Raw genomic sequence first — 23,929 nt, 5'->3', positions numbered from 1 at the left:
AAATCCCATTCAAAATGAAACGTCCCATTTCACTGCCATGTCCCACTCCCTACCATAAAACCAATAAGCAGATGGGGTAGCGGTAGCATCGGTTCATGAGAAAATCGGGTAGATTTTCCATGAAATCCCGATGCGTCAAAGGCCCCACGCCCAGTGGCGCCCTTTTATTCGACTTTTTTAGGCGAGAAAAAAAGTCGTGGGGTTTAAGGGGTGAAACCCCTTATCCACTACCATCTTTCAATAGACCTATTCACAATATCAAGTAACTTCGGATTTCTCTTAAAGTCTTCTACCGTAAAATCGTCTACTTCATCGGCAGTGTAATAATCCTTAATACCTCCTGGTTTTTTATTGTCTTTAAGACTTCCCGCAGGAGAATAAGTGTTTTGCTCATTATTAAGCACACGGCTTTCATAAACATTGTAGACATCCATTAATGGAACATCATCTCTGAAATATTTGGCAAAGTTTATAAAATCATCACTTCTAAGTACGCTTGGATCTTTACCAATATTTCTAAGTTCATTTTCATTTGTTCTAAGGGATAACTCACTTGAAAGTCTGTTTAAAAGAACTTCCGATGTTGTATCTAAATTATCGGAATGTAGAAGTTCATTTAATACTTCGTTCATATCTTCATCTCCTAAAGATATGATTTCATCAGCATAATAATTTCCAAGCTTTGTCTGGCTTAAAGTGTCTGTGTCAGAATGTGTGATATCTTCATCCATGAAGTTTTCCATATCAGAAAACTCATCAGCTTTTTGTTCATAATCTTCTTCGTAGTCTTCATTAGGCTCTTCATCAAAATAAGTATATTCCTCTTGTTCCCGCTCGTCGTCATAATATTTTTTTTCGGTACTTAAGCCCTCATCATACTCAGATGAATCGTAACCATATGAATCGTCATAACTATCATAGTAATCTTCTTGATTTAAATCATCTTGTGAAAATGATTGTCCTTCGTAATTTTCTTCCATATCATTTCCTCCTTTTCTTTTGTCCGGACTTTTACCTTTAACGCAGGTAAATCGCATAATTTATAGTCTTATGAAGACTTGACACTTTAAGCATTCCCACCCAAAACCACCCATAAAAAAAAGACACTTTTTTAAGTGCCTTTAAAGTTTTAAGATAAAATGAAATTACCCTCAAAACATTTTATTTATTTTTCCATAATATATAATAACATAACTTTTCAAAGTTTTAATCCCAACATCTTCCCATATTTTTAAACTATATTTATAATTATTTTGTTAGGATATCCTTGTTTAAAATTTATTACAAAATATTCAATATTTTTCTTAATTTATAATATATTTTTACTTATATAGTATTATTTCTAAAATAAATTACAATATAATAAAATATATTACTTATTATTTAATATTAAAATACATATTATTAATTCCATTATATTATCCCAAACTATAAATATCAAACCATAAAAAGCGAAACATTTCATTTTATTACCATGCTCTTTTTCATAACATAAAGTCAATAAATAGGCGGGACGGCGGTAGTGGTCGTTTCAAAAATCTCGGGTAGAGATTTTTAGAAAATCCGACCACGTTATAAGCCTTTTTTCCAATAATTCCATTTTATTTCTAATCAAACTGATAACCTAACTACAAAACAAGCCAAGTCGGGGTAGCTTTTCTGACAGTAAAACTCGGGCAGAGTTTTACGCAGTCATTAAAAGCGTTATAAGGCACTTCACCCAGTAGCCCACTTTTTTATTCAGGTAAATTAACTTTTGTAAAACCAATAAATAGACGGGGTAGCGGTAGTGGTCGTTTCAAAAATCTCGGGTAGAGATTTTTAGAAAATCCGACCACGTTATAAGCCCTCACGGCGCTTGAGTGAAAGCATTTTGTCCAGTATTTTTTGCTTTGGAAAAATACTGGTCGCTCTTCAGAGCGAAACCCTAAATAATTTTGATTTCCCCACCAAAATCACCGCCGCTTTTACCGGGCATTTCGGCTTTAAAGTGGAAAGTTCTCGGTTTAACTATTTTCTTTTTAACCATTTCCTGTTGTTCTCTTATGTGATAAGTAATAGCAAGCCCCATAACCAAATCATCATGAGCATTGGCTGCAGCCTCAGGTCTTCCCTTTTCATTTCTTACAAAACTTAACATCTCTTCTAAAGTAGCCTTATCGACTATTTTTTCTCCCTCTTCACGCACTATCTTTATTAGATTTGCTATTATTATCGGTCTTGTTATCCTTGTCGTTACAAAACCAAAGGAACTTATCATTCTTCCGGTATATGTATCTTCCCTTTTCCTTACATAAAGTTTAGGATAATCAAGCCTTTCAAGTTCCTTGTTTGGATAGGTTGAAAAGTTTGTTTCAATCCCTATAAGCGCATCATTATAATACTTCCCAAGACAGTAAACCTGCCTTGCATATAAATCTTCATCAAACTTGTTTTTTAAAACAGCAACTTGATTTCCGGTAATATTATCTATTACGTGTGCTGTAAAATTATCGCTACCTTCTCCTGCCGTATCTCCTCCAAGAACATAAAAAGAGCTTTTATCCACATCTTCGTAAATGTTTATAAAGCCCTTTTCATCTTCTATAAATTCTATGTTTTTTATTTCTTTTCCGTCATAATCATATTTAAAATAACCTGTCTTTATGGGTTTTATATTCTTCTTTAACTGCCTTGTTACTATGGATACATCAAATACACTATCCCCTAAAACGCCCCACATTCCAAGACAGTACACATTGTAATAATATATATCCGTATCCTTGTAGCTTTCGAGTTCCTTTTTGTATTCATCATCTATAAAATGATTGTCTTTATAGGTAGTATGAAGATAGGTTGCTCTTCCGGTATCTATAAGAGAAGTCTTAATCCAGTGGTTTATGTCTATGGGATTTAAACTCATTACTATCTGCTTCTTTGTTTTACCACCCCTTAAACGAACGTTAAGCTGTTTGTAGTCGTCTTCCTCTGTCTCACTGGCTTCTTCTATCCATACATCCGTTAATTCACCACTTTCAAAGGTTGTTGATTTTATCTTTTCTACATCATCAAGTCCTTTAAATATAATCTGGTTTAAATTCACCTTACAGGTAATTGTAAAATCGCTTTTGTTTATCAAAAATAAATCCCTAAGGTTCCACTTGTTTATTATCTGTTTAAAAAGTGCAAAGGTGGAAGTTCTGTTTGTATTTCCCGTCTTTCTAACAACAAGAATATTACAAAGATTGTTTTTTAGGATCTTATAAATATATCTTTGAACAACAAAAACACTCTTTCCGCTCCCCGCTCCTCCGTAAAATATAAGTAACCTGTCATCATTATCCAAATATGGTATATAAACCTCGTTAAATACCTTTTTAGATATTTCAATACTGTAACACTCATCATTTACTTTTTCTTTAAATGGACTTTCCATATTTTCAAGTTCACTGTTTCTGATTTCTTCTTTTAATTTTTCTATACTGTCCTTTCTTTTTTTATCTTTCAAAATAAACATCTCCTCCTTTATTATTAATTTATAAAAAAAGACACCCCTCGGTGTCTTTTTATTCTTAATCTATTCTATCCCCATTATTTCCATTGTCTCTTCAATGTCAACCCCCTCAGGCAGCTTCGTCCTGTCCATTTCTTCAACAAGTCCGCCAAAAACAGCATTTGCCAAATCCTCATTGTTATTCTGATATGGTAAGAATATTACTCCTTCTACATAATTACTTTTATAAATTCTATTAAGCTTTTTCATTCTATAAATATAAGTTGTTTTTTTTATATTGTTCTTTTTTATGTATTTCCATTCATATTCAAGGCGGTTTGCAAAGTATTTTGCTATTTCTTCTTTACTTGCATTTTCATTTTCTTCAATATATTTATTTGTTACCTTTACGGCATTTTTATATACAAAAGAATAATCATATGATATTACTTCAAACATTACTTTTGTATCATAATTATATTCACTTGCAACTCCTGTTTTGTCATCTTCATATTCCGGATTTTTATATTTAAACTGCCAATCTTTTATATATTTATATGTTGGCTTATTAAATATAATAGTTACATCATAGCTTTTATCAGGACACATTAATTCAATTATTTCTCTTTCTTTTATATATGTATCCTTTTCATTAATTAAAATATGATAACCAAATCCATCCAAACTCATTTCGTAATTTATTTCAGTATCATATATAAAATCCCTTATACAAAATAAAGAAAAAAATATAACTATTATTGTAATAAAAAGTCCAATTTTATTTTTTATCTTTTCTTTCATATCATTCTCCTATTATGATTATATATATTATCTATTATTTTATCAATATAAATATTTATCATCATTAGATCGATTAGTTAATATATTTTCAATAATAGAGTCATATCCTTTTTCAAATCTTGCTTTTTTTCTATTTAATTGTTTTTCATTTAATTTTTTTCCATTTAATCCTTTTGATAACATTGTATCTATTTTATTACCATATTTTTTACCAATCTGTTTTTTTAATGCTGAATTTGGAATATCTATTCCTTTTGATATTAATGCTTTTTTCCCAGCATCAAAAAGTGCTGTTTTTTCAGCATTTTTAGCATCTGCTTTTGTCTGTGAACTATTTCTTAAGGAACTAGTATATGAATCCCCATAATCTGATGCAATATCTATCGTATTCCCAAGAACAGGATTAATTGCATTTGCTCCAATCGAAACAGTCGCATCGCCAGCATTTTTCCATGTATTCATCAATTTTTTTGTTTCATCAGAACTTTTTTCATATTTTCTATTTATTGCCGTTTCAAATACGGAAGGCTCAAGTAAATTATTATTACCTCCCATTACACTTCCTGTTTGGAAAATATCTCTGAATTTTCCTAAAGCACCTGCTTTGTAACTTTCCCACCTTAATTTAGCTGGGCTTGCTCCGGATAATTCTCTTATAATATAATCAGTAGCCTCACGTTCAACCAATCTTCCTTTTAGATTTTTTAAATATTCTCTTTGTGCTTCTTTTCCGTATCTCCCAAGTATATATTTTGCTGTTGAAATTTCATCTTCTGTCATATAATCATAACCTGTTTTATCTTCTTCATTCCCTGTTTTATTATATTTACTATTTTTTTGGAATGAAGCATAAGGATTATCATCATAATACGAACCTGCATTTGTATCATTAACAGCAATACTATCAGCTTTATTTATATATTTCTGCACTTCTTCTTCTGGAAGAGTTGAATATTCACTTTCTACTGTCGTCAACTCTTTATTTATATCTTCTTGTGTTTTATACTCAGGCACAGCTTTACCTAAATGTTCTTGTGTGAAGTTCCCACTTGTTGGTTGTCCGGGTATACTTATATGCTCATAACCATATGCTTTTTCTTTATTTGATTTACTGTCCACGTTCTGTCTAAAATCACCTACATTAGCTGTATTTTGAACTTTTGTTGTATTTTTTGTTGTTGGCTCTACTTTTAAATACTTTTTGGTAAAGTCCTTGCTAGTTGGTTGTCCAGGTATACTGTTATGCTCATAGACATAATTATCCATATTCTTTTCTTTGTGCTCTACATTTTTTCTAAAATATCCAACACTTGTCCTCCTGCTTCCATAACCTGGATAAGCCTGATATAAACTATTATTCTTTGTATTTACAGCACTTCTTTGATTGATTCCATAAGGTTTAATATTACTTGTTACCTGAGATATTCCTTGATCCGTAATACCCCTTTCATTATCTTCACTTTGATTTTTAAAAACCGTATTCTTTTTCTTCTGTATACTGTTCATAAGACTTTCCACGCTTTCCTTCGCTTTTGCGTCTCTTATGTTTTTCGGCGGTGCACTATACGGATTTATGCCTTTTATGTAACTTTCTATTTTCCCCTTGTTTATCTTTTCTCTGTTTTCTTCTGAAATGTTATATTGATTTTCCTTTAAAAGTGTTGGTTTATTGTTCTTCTTCATATCAATACCGGAATATGGGTTTGCCTTTAAGTAAAAATCATCTCCTATTTTCGTATATGATTTATCCCCAAAAGTTCCACCTCTCTGCCCCATATATTTCTTTACATTATAATCAAGGTTATTGTTACTTTTAGAAGAACTGTCGTAACTGTTTGAACTTTTATTTGAAGTCACTGTAGAACCAACACTGCTTTTAATTAACCCCGAAACACCACCGGAAGAACTTTTATTTGAAGATGTATTTTCTTTATTTGATGTTGATTTTACTCTTGAAAATGCCGACTTCAATCCTCCTCCAATAGCCGAGCCACTATTCCCCATGGCTCTCCCTCCTGATACATATGTGCTATAATTTATCTTATATTTATCTTTTTTATTACTCATTTTATCCCTCCTTAAATAAATATTTTTTTAACAAAAAAAGACACCCCTCGGTGTCTTTTTATTCTTAATCTATTTATCTATTCTATCCCCATTAATTCCATTGTCTCTTCAAGGTCAACCCCCTCAGGCAACTTCGTCCTGTCCATTTCTTCAACAAGTCCGCCAAAAACAGCATTTGCCAAATCCTCATTGTTATTCTGATATGGTAAGAATGTTACGCAATCAACAGTTCCTCCCCCATAACTTCTATTATGACCTTCCATCCTATAAATATAAATTGATTTTTTTATATTGTTCTTTTTTATATATTTCCATTCATATTCAAGGCGGTTTGCAAAGTATTTTTCTATTTCTTCTTTACTTGCATTTTCATTTTCTTCAATATATTTATTGGTAACTTTTACTGCGTTCTTATATGCAAAAGAATAATCATATGATGTAACTTCAAGCATAGCTTTTATATCATAATTATATTCACTTGCAACTCCTGTTTTGTCATCTTCATATTCCGGATTTTTATATTTAAACTGCCAGCTTTTTATATGTTTATACACTGGCTTATTAAATATAACCGTTACATCATAGCTTTTATCAGAACACATTAACTCAATAATATCTCTTTCTTCTATATATTTATCCTTTTCGTTAAATAAAATATTATATCCAAAACCATCCAAACTTTTTTCCAAATAAAAATCACTGTCAAATATAAAATCTATTATGCTTGAAAATATAAATAATATTATAAAAAAAATAATCATAATAATGGAAAAAGAAATTTTTTCACCAATAATTTCAAATATTTTTTTTATCTTTTCTTTCATGTCATTCTCCTTATGATAATTATATAATATTTGCAGTAAATTTATCAAATGTGTTTTAAAACAAAAAAGACACCCCTCGGTGTCTTTTTATTCTTAATCTATTTATCTATTCTATCCCCATTAATTCCATTGTCTCTTCAAGGTCAACCCCTTCAGGCAGCTTCGTCCTGTCCATTTCTTCAACAAGTCCGCCAAAAACAGCATTTGCCAAATCCTCATTGTTATTCTGATATGGTAATAATATTACTCCTACTTTAGAGCCTCCCCTTCCAACTCCATAAAGACATTTCATTCTATAAATATAAGTTGATTTTTTTATATTGTTCTTTTTTATGTATTTCCATTCATATTCAAGTCGGTTTGCAAAGTATTTTTCTATTTCTTCTTTACTTGCATTTTCATTTTCTTCAATATATTTATTTGTGACCTTTACTGCATTTTTATATGCTAAAGAATAATCATATGATGTTACTTCAAGCATTACTTTTATACCATAATTATATTCACTTGCAACCCCTGTTTTATCGTCTTCATATTCCGGATTTTTATATTTAAACTGCCAGCTTTTTATATGTTTATACACTGGCTTATTAAATATAATAGTTACATCATAGCTTTTATCAGGACACATTAATTCAATAATATCTCTTTCTTCTATATATGTATCTTTTTCATTAAATAAGATATGATAACCAAAGGCATCTAAGTTTCTTTCCATTTCAAATTCGCTACTGAAAATCATATCATCTAAAAAAATAGTAACCCATAATCCAACAATAATAAAAATAAGCATAAATAAGGAAAAAGAAATTTTTTCGATAATAACATCAAATATACGTTTCAATTTATCTTTCATTTAATTTTCCTCCTTTAATAATTATATATGATTCTATAATATTTTATCAATATAAATATTTATCCTTTTTATTTAATTTTTCATCTATCATGTTTGAAATATAGTTTTCAACTAATGAATCATATACTTTTTCAAATCTTGCTTTTTTTCTATCTAATTGTTTTTCATTTAGTTTATTACCTTTCAATCCTTTTGATAACATTGTATCTATTTCATTTCCGTATTTTTTACCAATCTGTTTTTTTAATGCTGAATTTGGAATATCTATTCCTTTTGATATTAATGCTTTTTTCCCAGCATTAATAAATGCTGTTTTTTCAGCATTTTTAGCATCTGTTATTGTCTGTGAACTATCTCTTAAGGAATCAGTATATGAATCTCCATAATCTGATGTAATATCTATTGCATTCCCAAGAACAGGATTAATTGCATTTGCTCCAATGGAAACAGTCGTATCGCCTGCATCACGCCACTTTTTCATTAATTTCTGAGTTTCATCAGAACTTTTTTCATATTTTCTATTTATTGCCGTTTCAAATACGGAAGGCTCAAGTAAATTATTATTACCTCCCATTACACTTCCTGTTTGGAAAATATCTCTGAATTTTCCTAAAGCACCTGCTTTGTAACTTTCCCACCTTAATTTAGCTGGGCTTGCTCCGGATAATTCTCTTATAATATAATCAGTAGCCTCACGTTCAACCAATCTTCCTTTTAGATTTTTTAAATACTCTCTTTGTGCTTCTTTTCCGTATCTCCCAAGTATATATTTTGCTGTTGAAATTTCATCTTCTGTCATATAATCATAACCTGTTTTATCTTCTTCATTCCCTGTTTTATTATATTTACTATTCTTTTGGAATGAAGCATAAGGATTATCATCATAATACGAACCTGCATTTGTATCATTAACAGCAATACTATCAGCTTTATTTATATATTTCTGCACTTCTTCTTCTGGAAGAGTTGAATATTCACTTTCTACTGTCGTCAACTCTTTATTTATATCTTCTTGTGTTTTATACTCAGGCACAGCTTTACCTAAATGTTCTTTTGTAAAATTCCCACTTGTTGGTTGTCCTGGTATACTTATATGCTCATAACCATATGCTTTTTCTTTATTTGATTTATTGTCCACGTTCTGTCTAAAATCACCTACATTAGCTATCTTTTGAACTTTTGTTGTATTTTTTGTTGTCGGCTTTACTTTTAAATACTTTTTGGTAAAGTCTTTACTAGTTGGTTGTCCAGGTATACTGTTATGCTCATAACCATATGCTTTTTCTTTATTTGATTTACTGTCCACGTTCTGTCTAAAATCACCTACATTAGCTGTATTTTGAACTTTTGTTGTATTTTTTGTTGTTGGCTCTACTTTTAAATACTTTTTGGTAAAGTCCTTGCTAGTTGGTTGTCCAGGTATACTGTTATGCTCATAGACATAATTATCCATATTCTTTTCTTTGTGCTCTACATTTTTTCTAAAATATCCAACACTTGTCCCCCTGCTTCCATAACTTGGATAAGCCTGATATAAACTATTATTCTTTGTATTTACAGCACTTCTTTGGTCCATTCCATAAGGTTTAATATTACTTGTTACCTGAGATATTCCTTGATCTGTAATACCCCTTTCATTATCTACACTTTGATTTTTAAAAATCGTATTCTTTTTCTTCTGTGTGCTGTTCATAAGACTCTCCACGCTTTCCTTCGCTTTTGCGTCTCTTATGTTTTTCGGCGGTGCACTATAAGGATTTATGCCTTTTATGTAACTTTCTATTTTCCCTTTGTTTATCTTTTCTCTGTTTTCTTCTGAAATGTTATATTGATTTTCCTTTAAAAGTGTTGGCTTATTGTTCTTCTTCATATCAATACCGGAATATGGGTTTGCCTTTAAATAAAAATCATCTCCTATTTTCGTATATGATTTATCCCCAAAAGTTCCACCTCTCTGCCCCATATATTTCTTTACATTATAATCAAGGTTTGTGTTGCTTTCAGACGAATTTCTTGAACCGTCACCATTTGCAAACCTGCTTATTGATGACCCGGCTGAGCTTATTGCTCCTTTTATTCCTGTACTTCTGCTATTTTTTGACGAAGAACTTTTTGAAATGTTTTTACCAACACCTGACATAGAACTCAATATTCCACTTATTGCTCCATTTATACCTCTACTTCCTTTTGTATAAGAACCACTTTTACCTACAGCTCTCCCTCCTGAAACATATGTTTTACTATTTATACCATATTTATCTTTTTTATTACTCATTTTACTCCTCCTTAAATAAAAAAAAAGACACGAAATGTGTCGAAAATTTAATTAATTTTTTAATTTTTGTAATATTTTAAAATGTATGCTCCAAATGAATAATTGTAAAATTCAAATGAAACAATCCACCACTCTTTCAAAATATCCACCCCCGCATTTAACACCATATCTCACAACTTAAAACACATTAAAAATCATAACTAAATTTTAACTACCATGTCCCACTTTTTAAAATCAAAACCATAAAACGCATAACCGTTTATTTAACCACCATGTTCTATTACCCTATATAAAATGCCAAATTGATTAGGCTCGGGGTAGCTTTTCTGACAGTAAAACTCGGGTAGAGTTTTACGCAGTCATTGAAAAGCGTTATAAGGCACTTCGCCCAGAAGTGTCCTTTTTACCTCTTTTTTTGGACAAGCAAAAAAAGAGTGGGGTTCTTAAGGGGTGAAATCCCTTAAATAAGGGTTATTAAGGGAGTATCCTTTAAATTATGGGTTTATAAGGGGCAAAGCCCCTTAATTATTATTAATTATTCAGATGTATTTTATCAGGCGATAAATTTAAACTTCTTCCTGGCTGTTTACTTCCTGTATTTGAATTTATGTTTCCCATACTGTCAAGTTTGTTCATGTTATTCATGCCATTACTACCCATTCCCTTTAAACTTGCAGCCTTTAATAGTGCAGAATTTAGGGCCGAAGAAGATGAAGATGAACCTTGAGGTGAAGAAGCCATACTTTCATCTTTATCCATAACAGAAGTATCCATCATGGCTTTTTCTTGTTCTCCCTTTTGTTGAATTTTCATTATCTTGTCTTCTTCTTTCTTCCTTTCTTTTACTATGTTCATTAATGCTTCTTTTGGTATAACACTGTCAACAGGAAGATTTTTGGCATACTCTTCAAAAGTTATATGACCGCTGTTAAGCATATTTCCAAGAGCTGTTTCTCTTGCGTATTTATCAAAAGGAGTGTTTGGAGAAATATCTATTTTAATGCTTACTTTTAATTTTTCTATTGTCTCTTTATCTATAATTCTGCTTACATATATTTCCTTGTCTTCTCCCTTTTGGTCTTTTTCGTTTTCTTCCATGTTCTCTATGTCGTCATCTCTTCCAACAATGAAATTATTTCTCTTTTCTTCGTTTTTAACTTCACTTAAAGGTTTCTTTATTATTATTCTCTTTCCCTCTTTTGGAGTGTATACCTGCCACATCTCGAAAATTATCCCCGCAACATCTTCAAGGAAATCTTTAAATCTGATTAGTTGTTCCGTTAAGTTTTGTTCGCTGTTTTGTTGAACCGCCAAAATAGCTTGACCACTGGCTCTTTCTGGGTTAACGTCCCCTGTAACAGAATCTCCGGCACCTGCAAGGTCCTTTGTGTTTTGTATAAGCTCATCTTGAAGTGACTTACTGTCAGGACTCATGGTAGCAGGGTTTAAGTATCCCGCTACTTTTCTTACATCATCAACTGTTTGATTGTCTGTAAATATTGCGCTGCCTACTTTTGTAATACTGTCAGGGTTACTGATTTTCTTGCTGTCAACAACAAGTTTTGGATAAGCCCCCATCATTACCGCAAGAGACCTTCTTGTAGCTGTCTTGTTAATCTCAATTTGGTTTGGTATAAGGTTTATTACTTCACCCATTCCTCTGGCACTTCCTTTTAATTCCTCCCAAACAAAATGAGCAATAGGATACTTCTTAAGTCCTAAATCTCTCTCTTCTTCAATAACTGCATTTTCGGTGGATTTCTTAAACCAAATGTGACCGTCTTTTTTGAAGAATTTACTTATTACAAGAACCATGTTGTGTAATTCTTCTTTTGCATAATCCCCGGCTTGTTCTTTTGTTTTGTTATCACTCATTATCTTTTGAATGTCATCTTCCGTTAATTTGTTAAGTCCAAGCTCTTTGTTTTTCCTTGCAAGCCTTTTTACACTTGCAACACTCTGTCTAGTTGTGATTAATATGTACTCTTGGTCGTTAATGTCAGAGTTATTTTCATTTTCATAATAAATATTTGTCTTGTTTACAACTTCCGGAACAATCTCGTTTTCCTCTACATCATAGTTTAAATAAAGTATACCCTCTGAGTTAATGCAAGCATCTTTTAATATATCCCTTGAAATTGCGTTAATTTTCTTGTTCTCCCAAAGAATCGAAGTATATTCGTTTAACTTAGAGCAAAGGTCCGACATCTTCACTTGAAATCTCGCATCTTCAAAGTTGTTGGGAGAAAATACAACACCGTATCCGTTGCCGTTTATTACCCCCGTTTTGTATTTAACAATCGGTTTAATTATGTTGTAAGTTATAGGAGAAATAACTCCGCTTTCAACACCTTTCCACTGGTCTCCGTTGTAAAAACGATAAACCTTGTCTGTTTCTTCATATACATTTTTCTTGCTTAAAAAATCCTTTCCTTTTTCATATAAGGCCCATTCGCCTGTCTTTTTGTAATTCTCATTTTCATACATAATTTATTCTCCTTTATTTTTTATTCTTAGTATTAATCTCTTATTTTTTGTAATTTCAATAAACTGCTAAACTTCTGTTATATTTTTAATCTATACACTTTCTTTTTTACCTTTTGTAATGTTTCAAATCTCCTATAATACCAATCCCCTTTACATATAACATCAAAACCCATAACCAACATTTCAAATTAATGTTCAAATATCTTACATAAAAAACACAACGCCTTTATTTATCCATCCCATACCATAATATAAAAGATTAAATTAGTCGGGGTGGCGGTAGTGGTCGTTCATAGAAAAATCGGGTAGATTTTTCATGAAATCCGACCACGTTATAAGTCTTCACGGCTTTTGAGTGAAAGAATTTTGTCCAGTATTTTTTTCTTCGGAAAAATACTGGTCGCTCTTTAGAGCGAAACCCTAAACAACTTTCTTTTGCCCCCTGCTTGTACCGTCATAATTTTCAATATTGCTAAGTGCAATATTCATTTTGTTTAAAGCTTCTTTTTTTTCCTTTGTCATCTTTACCTTGCTTGTTTTTAAAAAAGGCTTAATACTGTTTCTCTTTTCTTCTTTCTTTTCACTAACACTTTTTAAACCAAGATTATAAGCAAAAAGCACCATAGCCATGCTAATAAATCCGTAAATAATTAAACATATAATAATTAAATTCATTTTCTTCCTCCTTTTTTGTTATGTTTAAAATCTGTTTCAAAATTTTTCTACATATCTTACCTCCTTAAAATAAAATAAAAAAAGAGCAAAAAGCTCTTTATAAACAAAATTTAAAATGAGTAATAAAAAAGGAGCATAACGCTCCTAAAATTAAAATGTATTATTAAACTAAAATACAAACTCAAATCATATTTTAGCTTTAAAACTAATATGTTAAATTATAAAATATTTACTATTTCATCAATAAACAAAACTCGCATAAATGCTTTAGTAGTCATAAGTATCATTTCACAAAATTGTTAAACATAGTAACAATAAAACACTTAAAAAACCATAACCTAACATTTAACCACCATGACCTACAAACTAACATAAAATCCATTCAAACCCTAAACTCCCATTTAACAACAATGTCCTACCCCTTCTAAATAAAAGCAGATAATAAGGCAGGTCGGGGTAGCATTCCAGCACTAAAAATACGGGTAGTATTTTTAGTAAGCTTCGGAATGCGTTATAAGGCACTTCGCCCAGAAGTGTCCTTTTTACATCTATAGGACAAATAAAAACACAACCCATTTATTTATCCATTTATCCCACCCCTATAAAAAAACTATAACCTAAACAGCTCGGGGCAGCGGCAGCACTCGTTCATAGAAAAATCGGGTAGATTTTTCATGAAATCCGAGTGCGTTATAAGCCTTCACGGCGTATGAGTGAAAGAATTTTGTCCAGTATTTTTTTCTTCGGAAAAATACTGGTCGCTCTTTAGAGCGAAATTTACTTTATTATCATATAATCAGCTTCACTTCCAACAGCCTTTTCCAAATTCCCAAAGAAATAACTATAAAAATAATCATCTATGTTAATCTTGTAGTGACATTCTCCATTTTCGTCATAATATGTCTCGTAAGTTATTGTCGTTTTTTTCTTTGGATTCACTCTATTGCTTTTGTAGAATTTTATATACATTTCGTTAAGTTTCTCAGTAAAGATTTTTCCTTTTTCTTTTTCATTTAAATCATTTTCATTATCAATATCAATTTTAGTCATTATAATTGCCTGATTATAAATATACTCAAAATCAGGACTATCAAATATAAGTTTTATCTTTTTCTTATCCCTATTAACTTCTTCTATACTAAAACCTACATTTTCCATTATAATTTCAATATCTTCTTCTTCCTTAGTTTCGTCTTCAGGATCCACTAAAACAGACATAACCTCCCTTGATGCCTCGTAATCACTCGGCATATCCCCTTTTACTATATCCGTCTTTACATCTTCAATAAGCCCCTTTAATTCTTCATAATATTTAAACTCATCACTTACTATAAGATAATCACATGGATTTTTTTCTATCTCATATGCTAACCCGCCTGTTAGTGCACTATATAAATCCATATTACCATTTTGCTTCTTAAGAGGTACTACGGTCATATTTGCTCCAATCCCTCTGCTTGAAGATTTATCTGACATATTTTTATATACTACATTTTCTGTAATTTTATCTTTTTCCATTACATTTCTGTATTCTTCTTTTAAATTTTTATTTAACAAATCATTCTTTTCTTTTTTGTTTTTTATGTTTCTTTCTTTTATCTGCTTATCGGTTTTCTCTTTTGCATTTTTATATACTTTTCCATAATTGTAAGCATATATCTTTAAAGTTACTTCTCCATTTTCAAAATCTTCTCCAGGCTCATGGTCATTAATATCATGTTTATTTAAAGTAGGCTCTATTGTTATGTTTTCATGTCCTATTTCCAGCCAATTCTCACCAAACAATCTCTTTAAAATCTCTCTTGATTCGTTAAGCTCAGGATATTCTACTTCATCTCCAAAATTCCAGTACATTTCCTTTGCATTTACTTTTATACTTTTACAATAACTTGCATCTATATCCCCTCCAAAAAATAAATCCTCTATTATATTTGGATTATTTAAAACTACCAATGCAATTAAAAATATAAAAAACAAATTAAAAGCTGTTTTCACTAAAAATTTTTTCATATTATCCCTCGAAATTTTTATAGCTTAATTATATCATAATAATTATTTTTTATTATCTTTTTCTTCATTTGCCATATATTCATTTATTTTATTATTAGCATTTACAACTGTAGACCATAAAGTATCTTTACAAATATCTATTCCATACTGTTTAAAAATAGTCTTCATATCCATATAATCAATTTGATTTAAATATGTAAGCAAATTATCAGAAATATTATATTTAACCCATGCATCAGCAACATCAGGCATCATTCCTAATGCTAAACTTTTATTTGCATCATAAAAAGCTTTATCTTGTGCTTCTTTTATTGATATATCTAAATCATAATAATCATAATTCAAAGAATGGCTATAAGATTTTCCCCAAGCAATATTATAAGCTTCAAACTTTCCAATTAATGGAAAAGTTTTATTACCTGCATTTATACAAGAATCTGTCATAATATCTGCTATTCCTTCAAACCCATATATAATGATTTTTTGTTCTTCTGTTCCCTCATGTTTTAAACGTTCCAAAGCAGCACTTTGCCCTCTTTTATAAAAGGGATTAAAATTTGTACCCATAACTCTACCTGTTTGGAATCCTCCTTCAAAATTTCTATATAAAGATTCCTCTATAGTTATTTTTATAAGATAATCATTACCATACGTGGCAATATCGTCAAGAGTATCTTGCTCTATCCTGTCAGAAACTACAAGAGCCATTGCATAAGGAATCTTAGCTCTCATTACATCATTATATCCAGTTTTATCCTCTGCCATATGATCACTCATTGCAACATAAAGCATTTTTCTTTCTTCTTCTGTCATGCTCTGCATAAGAGAAATATCAACATCTTTTAAAACAGGATTTTTCTTTAATGCTTCTGAATTACTAAAATCTAAGTTCTCTGCACCTTTATCTATAAGCATAATATTTACAGCACCGGGATCTCCATAATCTTCTTTCAATAATTCCTTTGTTTCCTCACTAACTTTACGGCTTATATAATCATCTATGGCACCTCCAACCTCACCATAATACTGTTTTTTGCTAAAATCTCCATATCTTGGAGCACCTTTTGCCGACTGTACAACTTTATCAAAATTATCATAAAGGTTTTCTCTATTTTGTTTTTGAATTTCTTCTTCTACCCTTTTCTTTTGTATATAAGGCTCAAATACTTTTTCATTATAAATATCTGTAGAAAATTCTTTTGAAAGATCCCCCGGTCTTCTATGGGCACTATTAATCTCGGCATAAGTTTTGGTGCTGTTCATAGGCTTTGCATTATTAATAACAGAAGAATAATCTGCTTTCTGCTTATTTTTATTTCTACTTTGAAATTCATCAAAGCTCATATGGGTTCTTAACGTAGGATTCTTTAAACTATGTAAATCTTTTTTACCACCCATATTCAAACCACTGTTTTTTAAAATTAAGTTTTGTAATTCTTGGTTTTTCTTTTCTTCCGGCTCCCTTATGGTTTTTGGGTCATAAGAGGTTATATAAGTTTTATTATTATTTTGATTTATAAAATCCATTCCCAATTTTTTATTTTGAGTATATGTATTTTGATAAGTCATAAAATCCTTATTTACATTTGAATTTTGAGTATAGACTTTGGATTTTAAATTGTTATCCCCTTTATATACTATGCTGTCAGTATTGACTTTTTTGTCATTATTTGTCGAATTATACATATTACCATTTAAACCGCTTTTTGAATATATAGGAGCACTCTTTTGTTTTAATATTTTAGCACTATTTTGTAATCCTTTATTTATATAATTATAACTTTGTTTATAAATATCTGCTACACTTTTATTTATCGCTTCTTTTTGTTTTTGTTCCTTTTGTTCTTTTTGTTTTTGTATATTATAATAATTTTCAAAACCCATTTGGTTAAATGGTTTAATATTATTATCTTTAAATTGAGTACTTCCCTTATTTAAACCACCATTTTTAAAATCAGAATTTGCATAGTCTTTCGTATTAATACTTGAACCAGAATTACCATTACTAAAATTTTTATTATTAAAAGCACTCTTAACTCCTGATCTAAGTGCACCTACAACATTGTTTGCACTTTTATATGCCTTATTATTTACATTCCCATTATTATTTCTTCTTGCCTTTTCAATGCTTTCTTTATTTATTGTTTTTATAGAATTACTAATTGTTCCAGACGATTTTTTTAATATTTCATCAATATATTTATTTCTCTTTTTTCCCCTCCTTTTTTATCATTTTTAAATTAACAATAAAAAAAGAGCATAATGCTCCTAAAATTTAATATTACTAAATCTAAATAAAAACTCTTATTTATCTTTTACATCCCACCCCTAACATAGAACCATAAAATAAATAGCTTGGGGCGGAGGTAGTGGTCGTTTCAAAAATCTCGGGTAGAGATTTTTAGAAAATCCGACCACGTTAAAGGCTCCACGCCCAGTGGCGCCCTTTTATTCGACTTTTTTAGGCGAGTAAAAAAAGTCGTGGGATTTAAGGGGCAACGCCCCTTACTAATCTTTAATCCGTCAACGTAACCTTAATAGTCTTATTTACTTCCTTATCCTCTTCGTCTTTAAATACCCCGTATCTCTTTCCAAGTAACTCCGCAGCCTTCATGGCATAACTAAGCTTTGTTGGAATTTGAACTACTTTTGGTGTTTCTGTCTTTTCTTTTACCTGCTTAAATTCCCCAGGCTCAACTTCCCTATAATCAACTTTTTCCTCTTTGTAAGTCACTACAACATCTTCCATCTCTTCCCTTCTCATAACCGATGTTAAATATTCCATTACTTCCTTTATATCTGCCACATCATCTGACTTTGTCTTATTTAAAACCGAGTTCATATATTCTTTTATAAGCGGGTTTTTAAGGTTTCTCGATGCGATACTCCCTGCACATTCCTTGCTGTAACCTGCCTTTAATGCTGCATTATATCCGTTTAATGATATTAAATATTCATCGGCAAAAGCCTTTTGCCTTTTTGTAAGTTCCTTTTTCTTCTCCATTTTCCCTCCTAAAAAAGCATAGTTACACTATGCCTTACTTTCTATTATTTCACTTAATATAATACCATATCAAAAACGTATTTTATTCCCGACATTCTCCCAGATTTTTATTTAAAAATTAAAATAAATTTAAAAAAGCCCTAAGAATATTCTTAAGGCTTTCTATTTATTTAATAATTATTTTTTCTTTTTCATATAAACAATACTTCCACCAATAACGACAACACATACAATAAGTATTACTACCCACACTACCATATTTGAACTGTCTCCAGTCCCAGGAGTATTCACATTTGAAACATTTTGAGAAGAATCATCTGAAGTTCCTTCATCTGGATTTAGGTTATAATTTGGATCAACTGCCCCGCACACACTGCATTTTCCGCCAACATAGTTGTGAGATATTTTTTCTATAACACTGCCCTTTTTAACAACTTCTTTACATACACTGCATACTTCATCTCCAGTATAACCTTCTGCCGTGCAAGTAGCTTCTTTCTTGTTTTCTAAAGTAAGAGTATGTTTTTCATCTGTGCTATAAGAACAATTCTTACATGACAATTTATGATATGTACTATCAACATAAACAGCTTCTAAATCATGACTTACACCAAAAGAATCACAATCCCATGTTATAAAATCACCACCAGCTTGTTCTACCCAAGCATTCATAGCTTCTACAAGGGAATCATAAGTCTTACCATCTATTGTAACAGGTGTTTCAAGTTTTCCGTCAATAACTTTACTTGAATTAGCGATAGTTCCGGGATAAGGACCTTGTCCCCCTACAATATCCAATTTATCAGAATAACAATATTGTTTTGTCCCCCCATTTTCATATCCAATTAAACCACCTGAATAATCATGTTTGTCTTGAGCGGCTTCTTCCATAAATGTAATATTACTTGAATAACAGTTATTTATAACTGAATTAAATTCATTTATATAACCGATCATACCGCCTCTATATTTCCAATCATTAGTGTTTGCAGACAAGGTAATGTTTGAAACTATAATATTGCTGATATTAGAATTATATGATGATGATGTACTACTATATAAACTACCACATAATCCTCCAACAAATACAGAACTACTTCCATTTCCTTTAATAATAGAATTATCTACTGTTATATTTGAAACTTCACTTCCTGCAAAAAATCCTGCAACCGTTCCGACACATATAGAATCAGAAGAATTTCCTATTTCAACATTACTATTTTCAAACTTTAGATTTTTTACACATCCTTTGTATTAGAATCTATATAGCTTTCAGTATAATGTCCGATAGGATCCCAGTTATGTCCGGATAAGTCAATATCATTTTTAAGTGTTATTGTCCATCCTTCATATGTATTACCATTATTTACATCATAAGCAAGAAGTCCAAGTTCTTTGGCACTTGTAATTTCTATTGTCTTAGCATCCTCATCTTTACTTGTATAAGCAGATGCACGAATACTATCATCACTCCAATTTAAATCATCAGCCTTAACAAAAGAACTGTTTAAATTTAGTCCACCTAAAACAATAAGGCATGAAAACAATACCGCAAAAATCTTCTTAACCAAAACCTCTTCCTCCAATGAAATTGATAAAATTATATAATTAAAAATATTTTGAAATTCAATATAATTTATTTTATCAAAAACTAACTTTTTTTTTTCAAGTTTTTTATAATTTAAGTTAAATATTTTACATTATATTATGTAAGTTTGATTAGATGTTTTTATTGTTTAAAAATCATGTATTTCTTAGTAATTATGTTTTATGTTCTTACATAAATATCATAAAAACATAACCCCATATTTCACTTCTATGTTCTACTTCATTACATAAACATCATTAAAATACTATCTCACATTAAACGACCATATCCCACCCCACTACATAAAACCAAATAATTAGGCAGGCTTAGAATAGCTTTTCCGCCAGTAAAACTCGGGTAGAGTTTTACGTAGGCGTCAAAAGCGTTAAGGCACTTCGCCCAGAAGTGTCCTTTTTTACCTTTTTTTTTTGGACAAGCAAAAAAAAGAGTGGGGTTTAAGGGGTAAATCCCCTTTCTATTTAATATAAAACATCACCAATCTTTTTTACGGCACTGTTTTTTATACGATAATATGTAGACTTTGAAATACATAAATCGTCATAAATCTCATAGTCCAAATACCTGTCAAAATATTTCTTTGTAACTATATCCCTTTCCGTCTCCTTTAATACCTCAAGAGACATTTCAACTCTCATAGCCTTAAGAGAATTTTTCTTTATTTTTTTATTTAAGTAAGCTTTGTCACTTATTAAATCAAGCGCCTCTCTTTGAGTATTATTACTTATATCGCTTTTATCTACCTTCACCCCATCATACTTAACAGCCTGTATATCAGCCTCATAATCGTCTAACATTTTAAGAGTTTCCTTGTCTATTTCTATGCTCTTTTTAATTATTGGATAAGCATACAAAAGCCCTTCAACATTTTTAAAATCAATCATAATTTATCCCTCTCCCATCATAATTTCTTTTATTAAATCATCACTGTAAGTTTCATATTCTCTGTCAGATTGAATCTCGCTCTTAGATGTCCTATTTGTTTTTTTGAACCTATCCCGCCTTGACCATGAAAGTATGGTCATATAATGACTTTTATACTCTCTTCCCGTACTCCCTATGTAGTAATCAAGGTCTTTTATTTTATTTTGATAATCTTCAACATTCATCCTTAAGGCATTATACTCATTATCCGTTAAAAGAACATTGCCGTAATCACCATATTTTTTCTTATTTTCTTTACTTTTATTTACTTTACTTTCCTTTTCTTTACTTTGTTCATTTTTGCATGTAGTTTCCTCACTGCTGCATACATTTTTATCCTTTTTGTCTGCATTTTTATCGTTTTTGCATGCAATTTTTTTATCGCAGTCCATAAGTTTTTTAAGGTTAAGCTCATTTATTTCTTTACCGCTAAGTAAAATATAATCCCACTTAACATCACTTTCTTTACGCCTTTTTGTAATAGTAAAAAATCTCTTTTGAATTCCTTTAGATGTAAGAATAGAAAATTTATCGTACATATCCTTTGAAAAAATATCTCTTTCAATACACTTTTCAACTATCCTTTTAAGCCTTTTTATATCAAGGTTTATTTTAGAAGAAAAAAGAAGTTCCACTTCATTATTCCAAAGGGTATAATAACCGCTTCCACCGTAAATCTTTTGATAGAGTTTTATTAAAACAGCAAAGCCCGTAAGTCCAAACTCTGCTTCAATTAAATTAACTTTATCTTCCAAATGCACATCCAAAGGAAAATAATTAACACCTTCCATATCCCAACTCCTTTACGATTTTTCTTTAACTATATTTTACAATGTTTTGCGCAAAAAAAATTAACGGCTTTTTTCAAATTTTTTAAAATTAATTTAAGGGGCTTCGCCCCTAACACTCTACGACTTTTTTACTCGCCTAAAAAAGTCGAATAAAAGGGCGCCACTAAGCGTGGAGCTTAATACATACTCGGATTTCATGAAAAATCTACCCGATTTTTCTATGAACGAGTGCTACCCTAAACCCTCATTAATTTTTTTGTAAGAAAAAAGAACATCATAATTAAATATAAGTTTAGTCTTTTAATAGTTTTATGTAGTAAACTGAAACACTAAAATAAAATATAGGTTAATGTTTTAAATAAAGTTACTCTATATTTTTTATATATTAAATTAAATAATAGATGCACAAATTATTCTTAGAAAAAGCTACCATTTCCTCTCATATCTAGCTATATATAGAAATGAAAATTTAAAGTTTATGCAAAACAAGAATATATATAAAACTATCTTTATTAAAAACTAAATAATTTTATATATGTAAATCACAATGTCAAACACCAATTATTAAATTTTCATTAAATATAAAAAAAGACTATGTAAAAAACACAATAAGGACTATACTTATTGAAATTTAAACATATTTTTAGGAGGATAACATGAACAACACATTAAAAGAATTTGTAAATATACTAAGCGGAAAATTTGATAATAAGGAACAATATGATAAATTTTAGAAAGAAGGAAAGGATTTCCCTTTTGCAAAACATATAAACACACCTTGTAACGATAAAATAAAAAATCTGCCAGATGATTTTGACGGAATATTTATTTTAGAAGAAAGCTATTACACAGTAAACGGCAGAACAAATCCAATGCCACATCTTTTTCTTTTCACCATGGAAGATGACAAAGTAAAACTTACATCTTATGATATGCCAAAAGATTACGATAAAAATACATTTACATATGAAAATCTAAAAGAAATCGACTATAAGGAACTTACTAAATCAGAAAAATTCACCCCTGCATTATATTCTTATAAAGACGGAGTATGGGAAGGCGGAAGCGAAAGCATGTTCACACCTGTACTTAAATTTACATTGTTTGAACGTTTCAAAGAGGGAGTTTTAGAAGTAAGCGAAACAATGGAAATGAATGGAAAAAGAACTTTCGGATATGACGATGCGATTATTTATAAACAAAATAAATAAGGGACTTTGCCCCTTAACAACCCCACTCTTTTTTTGCTTGTCCCAAAAAAGAGGCAAAAAGGACACTTCTAGGCGAAGTGCCTTAAACGCTTTTCGATGTCTCGCAAAATGCTACCCGCATTTTACGGACAGAAAAGCTACCACCACCCCAAACTGTTTAATTGGGGTTTATATAATGAAATAGGACATATTAATAAAATATAGTTAGTTAGAATTTTTTTTATTTATGAAATTAAAAAATATAAATAATCAATATATAAATCATCATAACCATAATCTAAAACTCACACCACTTCAATATATAAAAATATATCTTATATACCCGCATCAAATCCATTCCTAACAACTTTTTTACAAAAAAACAGAAACAAATACATAAAAATAAAAAAAGGCCTTATAAGCCTTTTAATACCGATAAAATATTTTTGAAAAAATAAAAAAAGTATTGATATCAATACTTCTTAAAAAATGGTGGGCCTTCAGGGACTCGAACCCCGGACCGTCCGGTTATGAGCCGGATGCTCTAACCAACTGAGCTAAAGGCCCTTACCAATAAATAAATAAAAAAAAAGAAAATTTGTCAGTGTCCTTTAAAAATTAATGGTCGAGGTGAAGGGACTCGAACCCCCGGCCCCATGGTCCCAAACCACGTACGCTACCAACTGCGCTACACCTCGACTGAACACAAGAGATATGATACAGTAAAACATTAAAAATGTCAAGCAAATTTAAAAACTTTTTTCCTTTTTTTTCTCTACCCTTTCAAAACTCTTTTATAATAAGGATTTTAGAGGAAAATTTTTTTTATTTTTTTCTTGTTTTTAACGTTATTTTTATAAAAATTAAAAAAAATATTATAAAAAAATTTTAAATTTTTTTCTTAAATTTTACTTTAAACGTTATCATTAATATAACCTTTTATTTTT

General features: G+C 30.4%; 17 protein-coding genes, 2 tRNA genes and 1 pseudogene. 2 read left to right on the top strand and 18 right to left on the bottom strand.

The genetic code is table 11. The annotated features are described in order from the left end of the window. Positions 1-227: 227 nt before the first annotated feature. The 13 genes from ACTQYZ_RS08755 to ACTQYZ_RS08695 all read right to left on the bottom strand — a co-directional run bounded on the left by ACTQYZ_RS08755 (position 228) and on the right by ACTQYZ_RS08695 (position 19,428). Positions 228-980, bottom strand: a complete 753-nt coding sequence (locus tag ACTQYZ_RS08755; RefSeq protein WP_441416429.1) for a hypothetical protein — start codon at positions 978-980, stop codon at positions 228-230. Between the two features lie 947 nt (positions 981-1,927). Then, positions 1,928-3,487, bottom strand: a complete 1,560-nt coding sequence (locus tag ACTQYZ_RS08750) for a PBSX family phage terminase large subunit (protein ID WP_441416428.1) — start codon at positions 3,485-3,487, stop codon at positions 1,928-1,930. A 69-nt stretch (positions 3,488-3,556) separates the two neighbouring features. After that, complete coding sequence (locus ACTQYZ_RS08745; RefSeq protein WP_441416427.1) at positions 3,557-4,273, bottom strand: hypothetical protein; 717 nt, start codon at positions 4,271-4,273, stop codon at positions 3,557-3,559. A 42-nt stretch (positions 4,274-4,315) separates the two neighbouring features. Beyond that, on the bottom strand, positions 4,316-6,340 hold the full coding sequence (locus ACTQYZ_RS08740; RefSeq protein WP_441416426.1) for a hypothetical protein: 2,025 nt from the start codon (positions 6,338-6,340) through the stop codon (positions 4,316-4,318). Positions 6,341-6,417: 77 nt separating this feature from the next. Continuing rightward, positions 6,418-7,164, bottom strand: a complete 747-nt coding sequence (locus ACTQYZ_RS08735) for a hypothetical protein (protein WP_441416425.1) — start codon at positions 7,162-7,164, stop codon at positions 6,418-6,420. Between the two features lie 106 nt (positions 7,165-7,270). Beyond that, positions 7,271-8,020: a hypothetical protein gene (locus tag ACTQYZ_RS08730; RefSeq protein ID WP_441023476.1), complete on the bottom strand. Its 750-nt coding sequence runs from the start codon at positions 8,018-8,020 to the stop codon at positions 7,271-7,273. A 46-nt stretch (positions 8,021-8,066) separates the two neighbouring features. After that, positions 8,067-10,295: a hypothetical protein gene (locus tag ACTQYZ_RS08725; RefSeq protein ID WP_441416424.1), complete on the bottom strand. Its 2,229-nt coding sequence runs from the start codon at positions 10,293-10,295 to the stop codon at positions 8,067-8,069. Positions 10,296-10,826: 531 nt separating this feature from the next. After that, positions 10,827-12,782: a hypothetical protein gene (locus ACTQYZ_RS08720; protein ID WP_441023485.1), complete on the bottom strand. Its 1,956-nt coding sequence runs from the start codon at positions 12,780-12,782 to the stop codon at positions 10,827-10,829. 420 nt (positions 12,783-13,202) lie between these two features. Next, on the bottom strand, positions 13,203-13,457 hold the full coding sequence (locus tag ACTQYZ_RS08715; RefSeq protein WP_441416423.1) for a hypothetical protein: 255 nt from the start codon (positions 13,455-13,457) through the stop codon (positions 13,203-13,205). Positions 13,458-14,234: 777 nt separating this feature from the next. Beyond that, entirely contained in the window at positions 14,235-15,467 is a 1,233-nt protein-coding gene (locus ACTQYZ_RS08710; RefSeq protein WP_441416422.1) for a hypothetical protein, read from the bottom strand. A gap of 42 nt (positions 15,468-15,509) precedes the next feature. Beyond that, a complete protein-coding gene (locus ACTQYZ_RS08705) occupies positions 15,510-17,351 on the bottom strand; it encodes a hypothetical protein (protein WP_441416421.1) in 1,842 nt (613 codons plus the stop codon). 631 nt (positions 17,352-17,982) lie between these two features. Then, positions 17,983-18,471 carry a terminase small subunit gene (locus ACTQYZ_RS08700; RefSeq protein ID WP_329380095.1) on the bottom strand — a complete coding sequence of 163 codons (489 nt, stop codon included), beginning with the start codon at positions 18,469-18,471 and terminating at the stop codon, positions 17,983-17,985. A 177-nt stretch (positions 18,472-18,648) separates the two neighbouring features. Beyond that, on the bottom strand, positions 18,649-19,428 hold the full coding sequence (locus ACTQYZ_RS08695; RefSeq protein WP_441416420.1) for a hypothetical protein: 780 nt from the start codon (positions 19,426-19,428) through the stop codon (positions 18,649-18,651). Positions 19,429-19,489: 61 nt separating this feature from the next. Here ACTQYZ_RS08695 and ACTQYZ_RS08690 point away from each other — a divergent pair, with 61 nt between their 5' ends. Then, positions 19,490-19,729, top strand: coding sequence for a hypothetical protein (locus tag ACTQYZ_RS08690; protein WP_441416419.1), 240 nt, complete (start codon positions 19,490-19,492; stop codon positions 19,727-19,729). Here ACTQYZ_RS08690 and ACTQYZ_RS08685 read toward each other — a convergent pair. The 3 genes from ACTQYZ_RS08685 to ACTQYZ_RS08675 all read right to left on the bottom strand — a co-directional run bounded on the left by ACTQYZ_RS08685 (position 19,710) and on the right by ACTQYZ_RS08675 (position 21,792). After that, positions 19,710-20,042, bottom strand: a complete 333-nt coding sequence (locus tag ACTQYZ_RS08685) for a hypothetical protein (RefSeq protein WP_441416418.1) — start codon at positions 20,040-20,042, stop codon at positions 19,710-19,712. The genes ACTQYZ_RS08690 and ACTQYZ_RS08685 overlap by 20 nt on opposite strands. A 496-nt stretch (positions 20,043-20,538) precedes the next feature. Then, entirely contained in the window at positions 20,539-20,961 is a 423-nt protein-coding gene (locus ACTQYZ_RS08680; RefSeq protein WP_441416417.1) for a DUF1492 domain-containing protein, read from the bottom strand. A gap of 3 nt (positions 20,962-20,964) precedes the next feature. Continuing rightward, positions 20,965-21,792 carry a DUF4373 domain-containing protein gene (locus ACTQYZ_RS08675; protein ID WP_441023498.1) on the bottom strand — a complete coding sequence of 276 codons (828 nt, stop codon included), beginning with the start codon at positions 21,790-21,792 and terminating at the stop codon, positions 20,965-20,967. A gap of 656 nt (positions 21,793-22,448) precedes the next feature. On the opposite strand from ACTQYZ_RS08675, the pseudogene ACTQYZ_RS08670 reads away from it, so the two are divergent. Continuing rightward, positions 22,449-23,003, top strand: a pseudogene (locus ACTQYZ_RS08670) (hypothetical protein). 469 nt (positions 23,004-23,472) lie between these two features. On the opposite strand, the gene ACTQYZ_RS08665 reads toward ACTQYZ_RS08670, so the two are convergent. Then, positions 23,473-23,549: transfer RNA gene (locus tag ACTQYZ_RS08665), tRNA-Ile, on the bottom strand. Between the two features lie 55 nt (positions 23,550-23,604). After that, positions 23,605-23,680, bottom strand: a tRNA-Pro gene (locus ACTQYZ_RS08660). Positions 23,681-23,929: the final 249 nt, after the last annotated feature.

Source organism: Anaerofustis sp. LCP19S3_F7 (assembly GCF_052119445.1).
In the GTDB taxonomy this organism is placed as follows: Bacteria; Bacillota; Clostridia; order Eubacteriales; family Anaerofustaceae; genus Anaerofustis; species Anaerofustis butyriciformans.
This window is presented reverse-complemented; position numbering and strand designations above follow the sequence as displayed.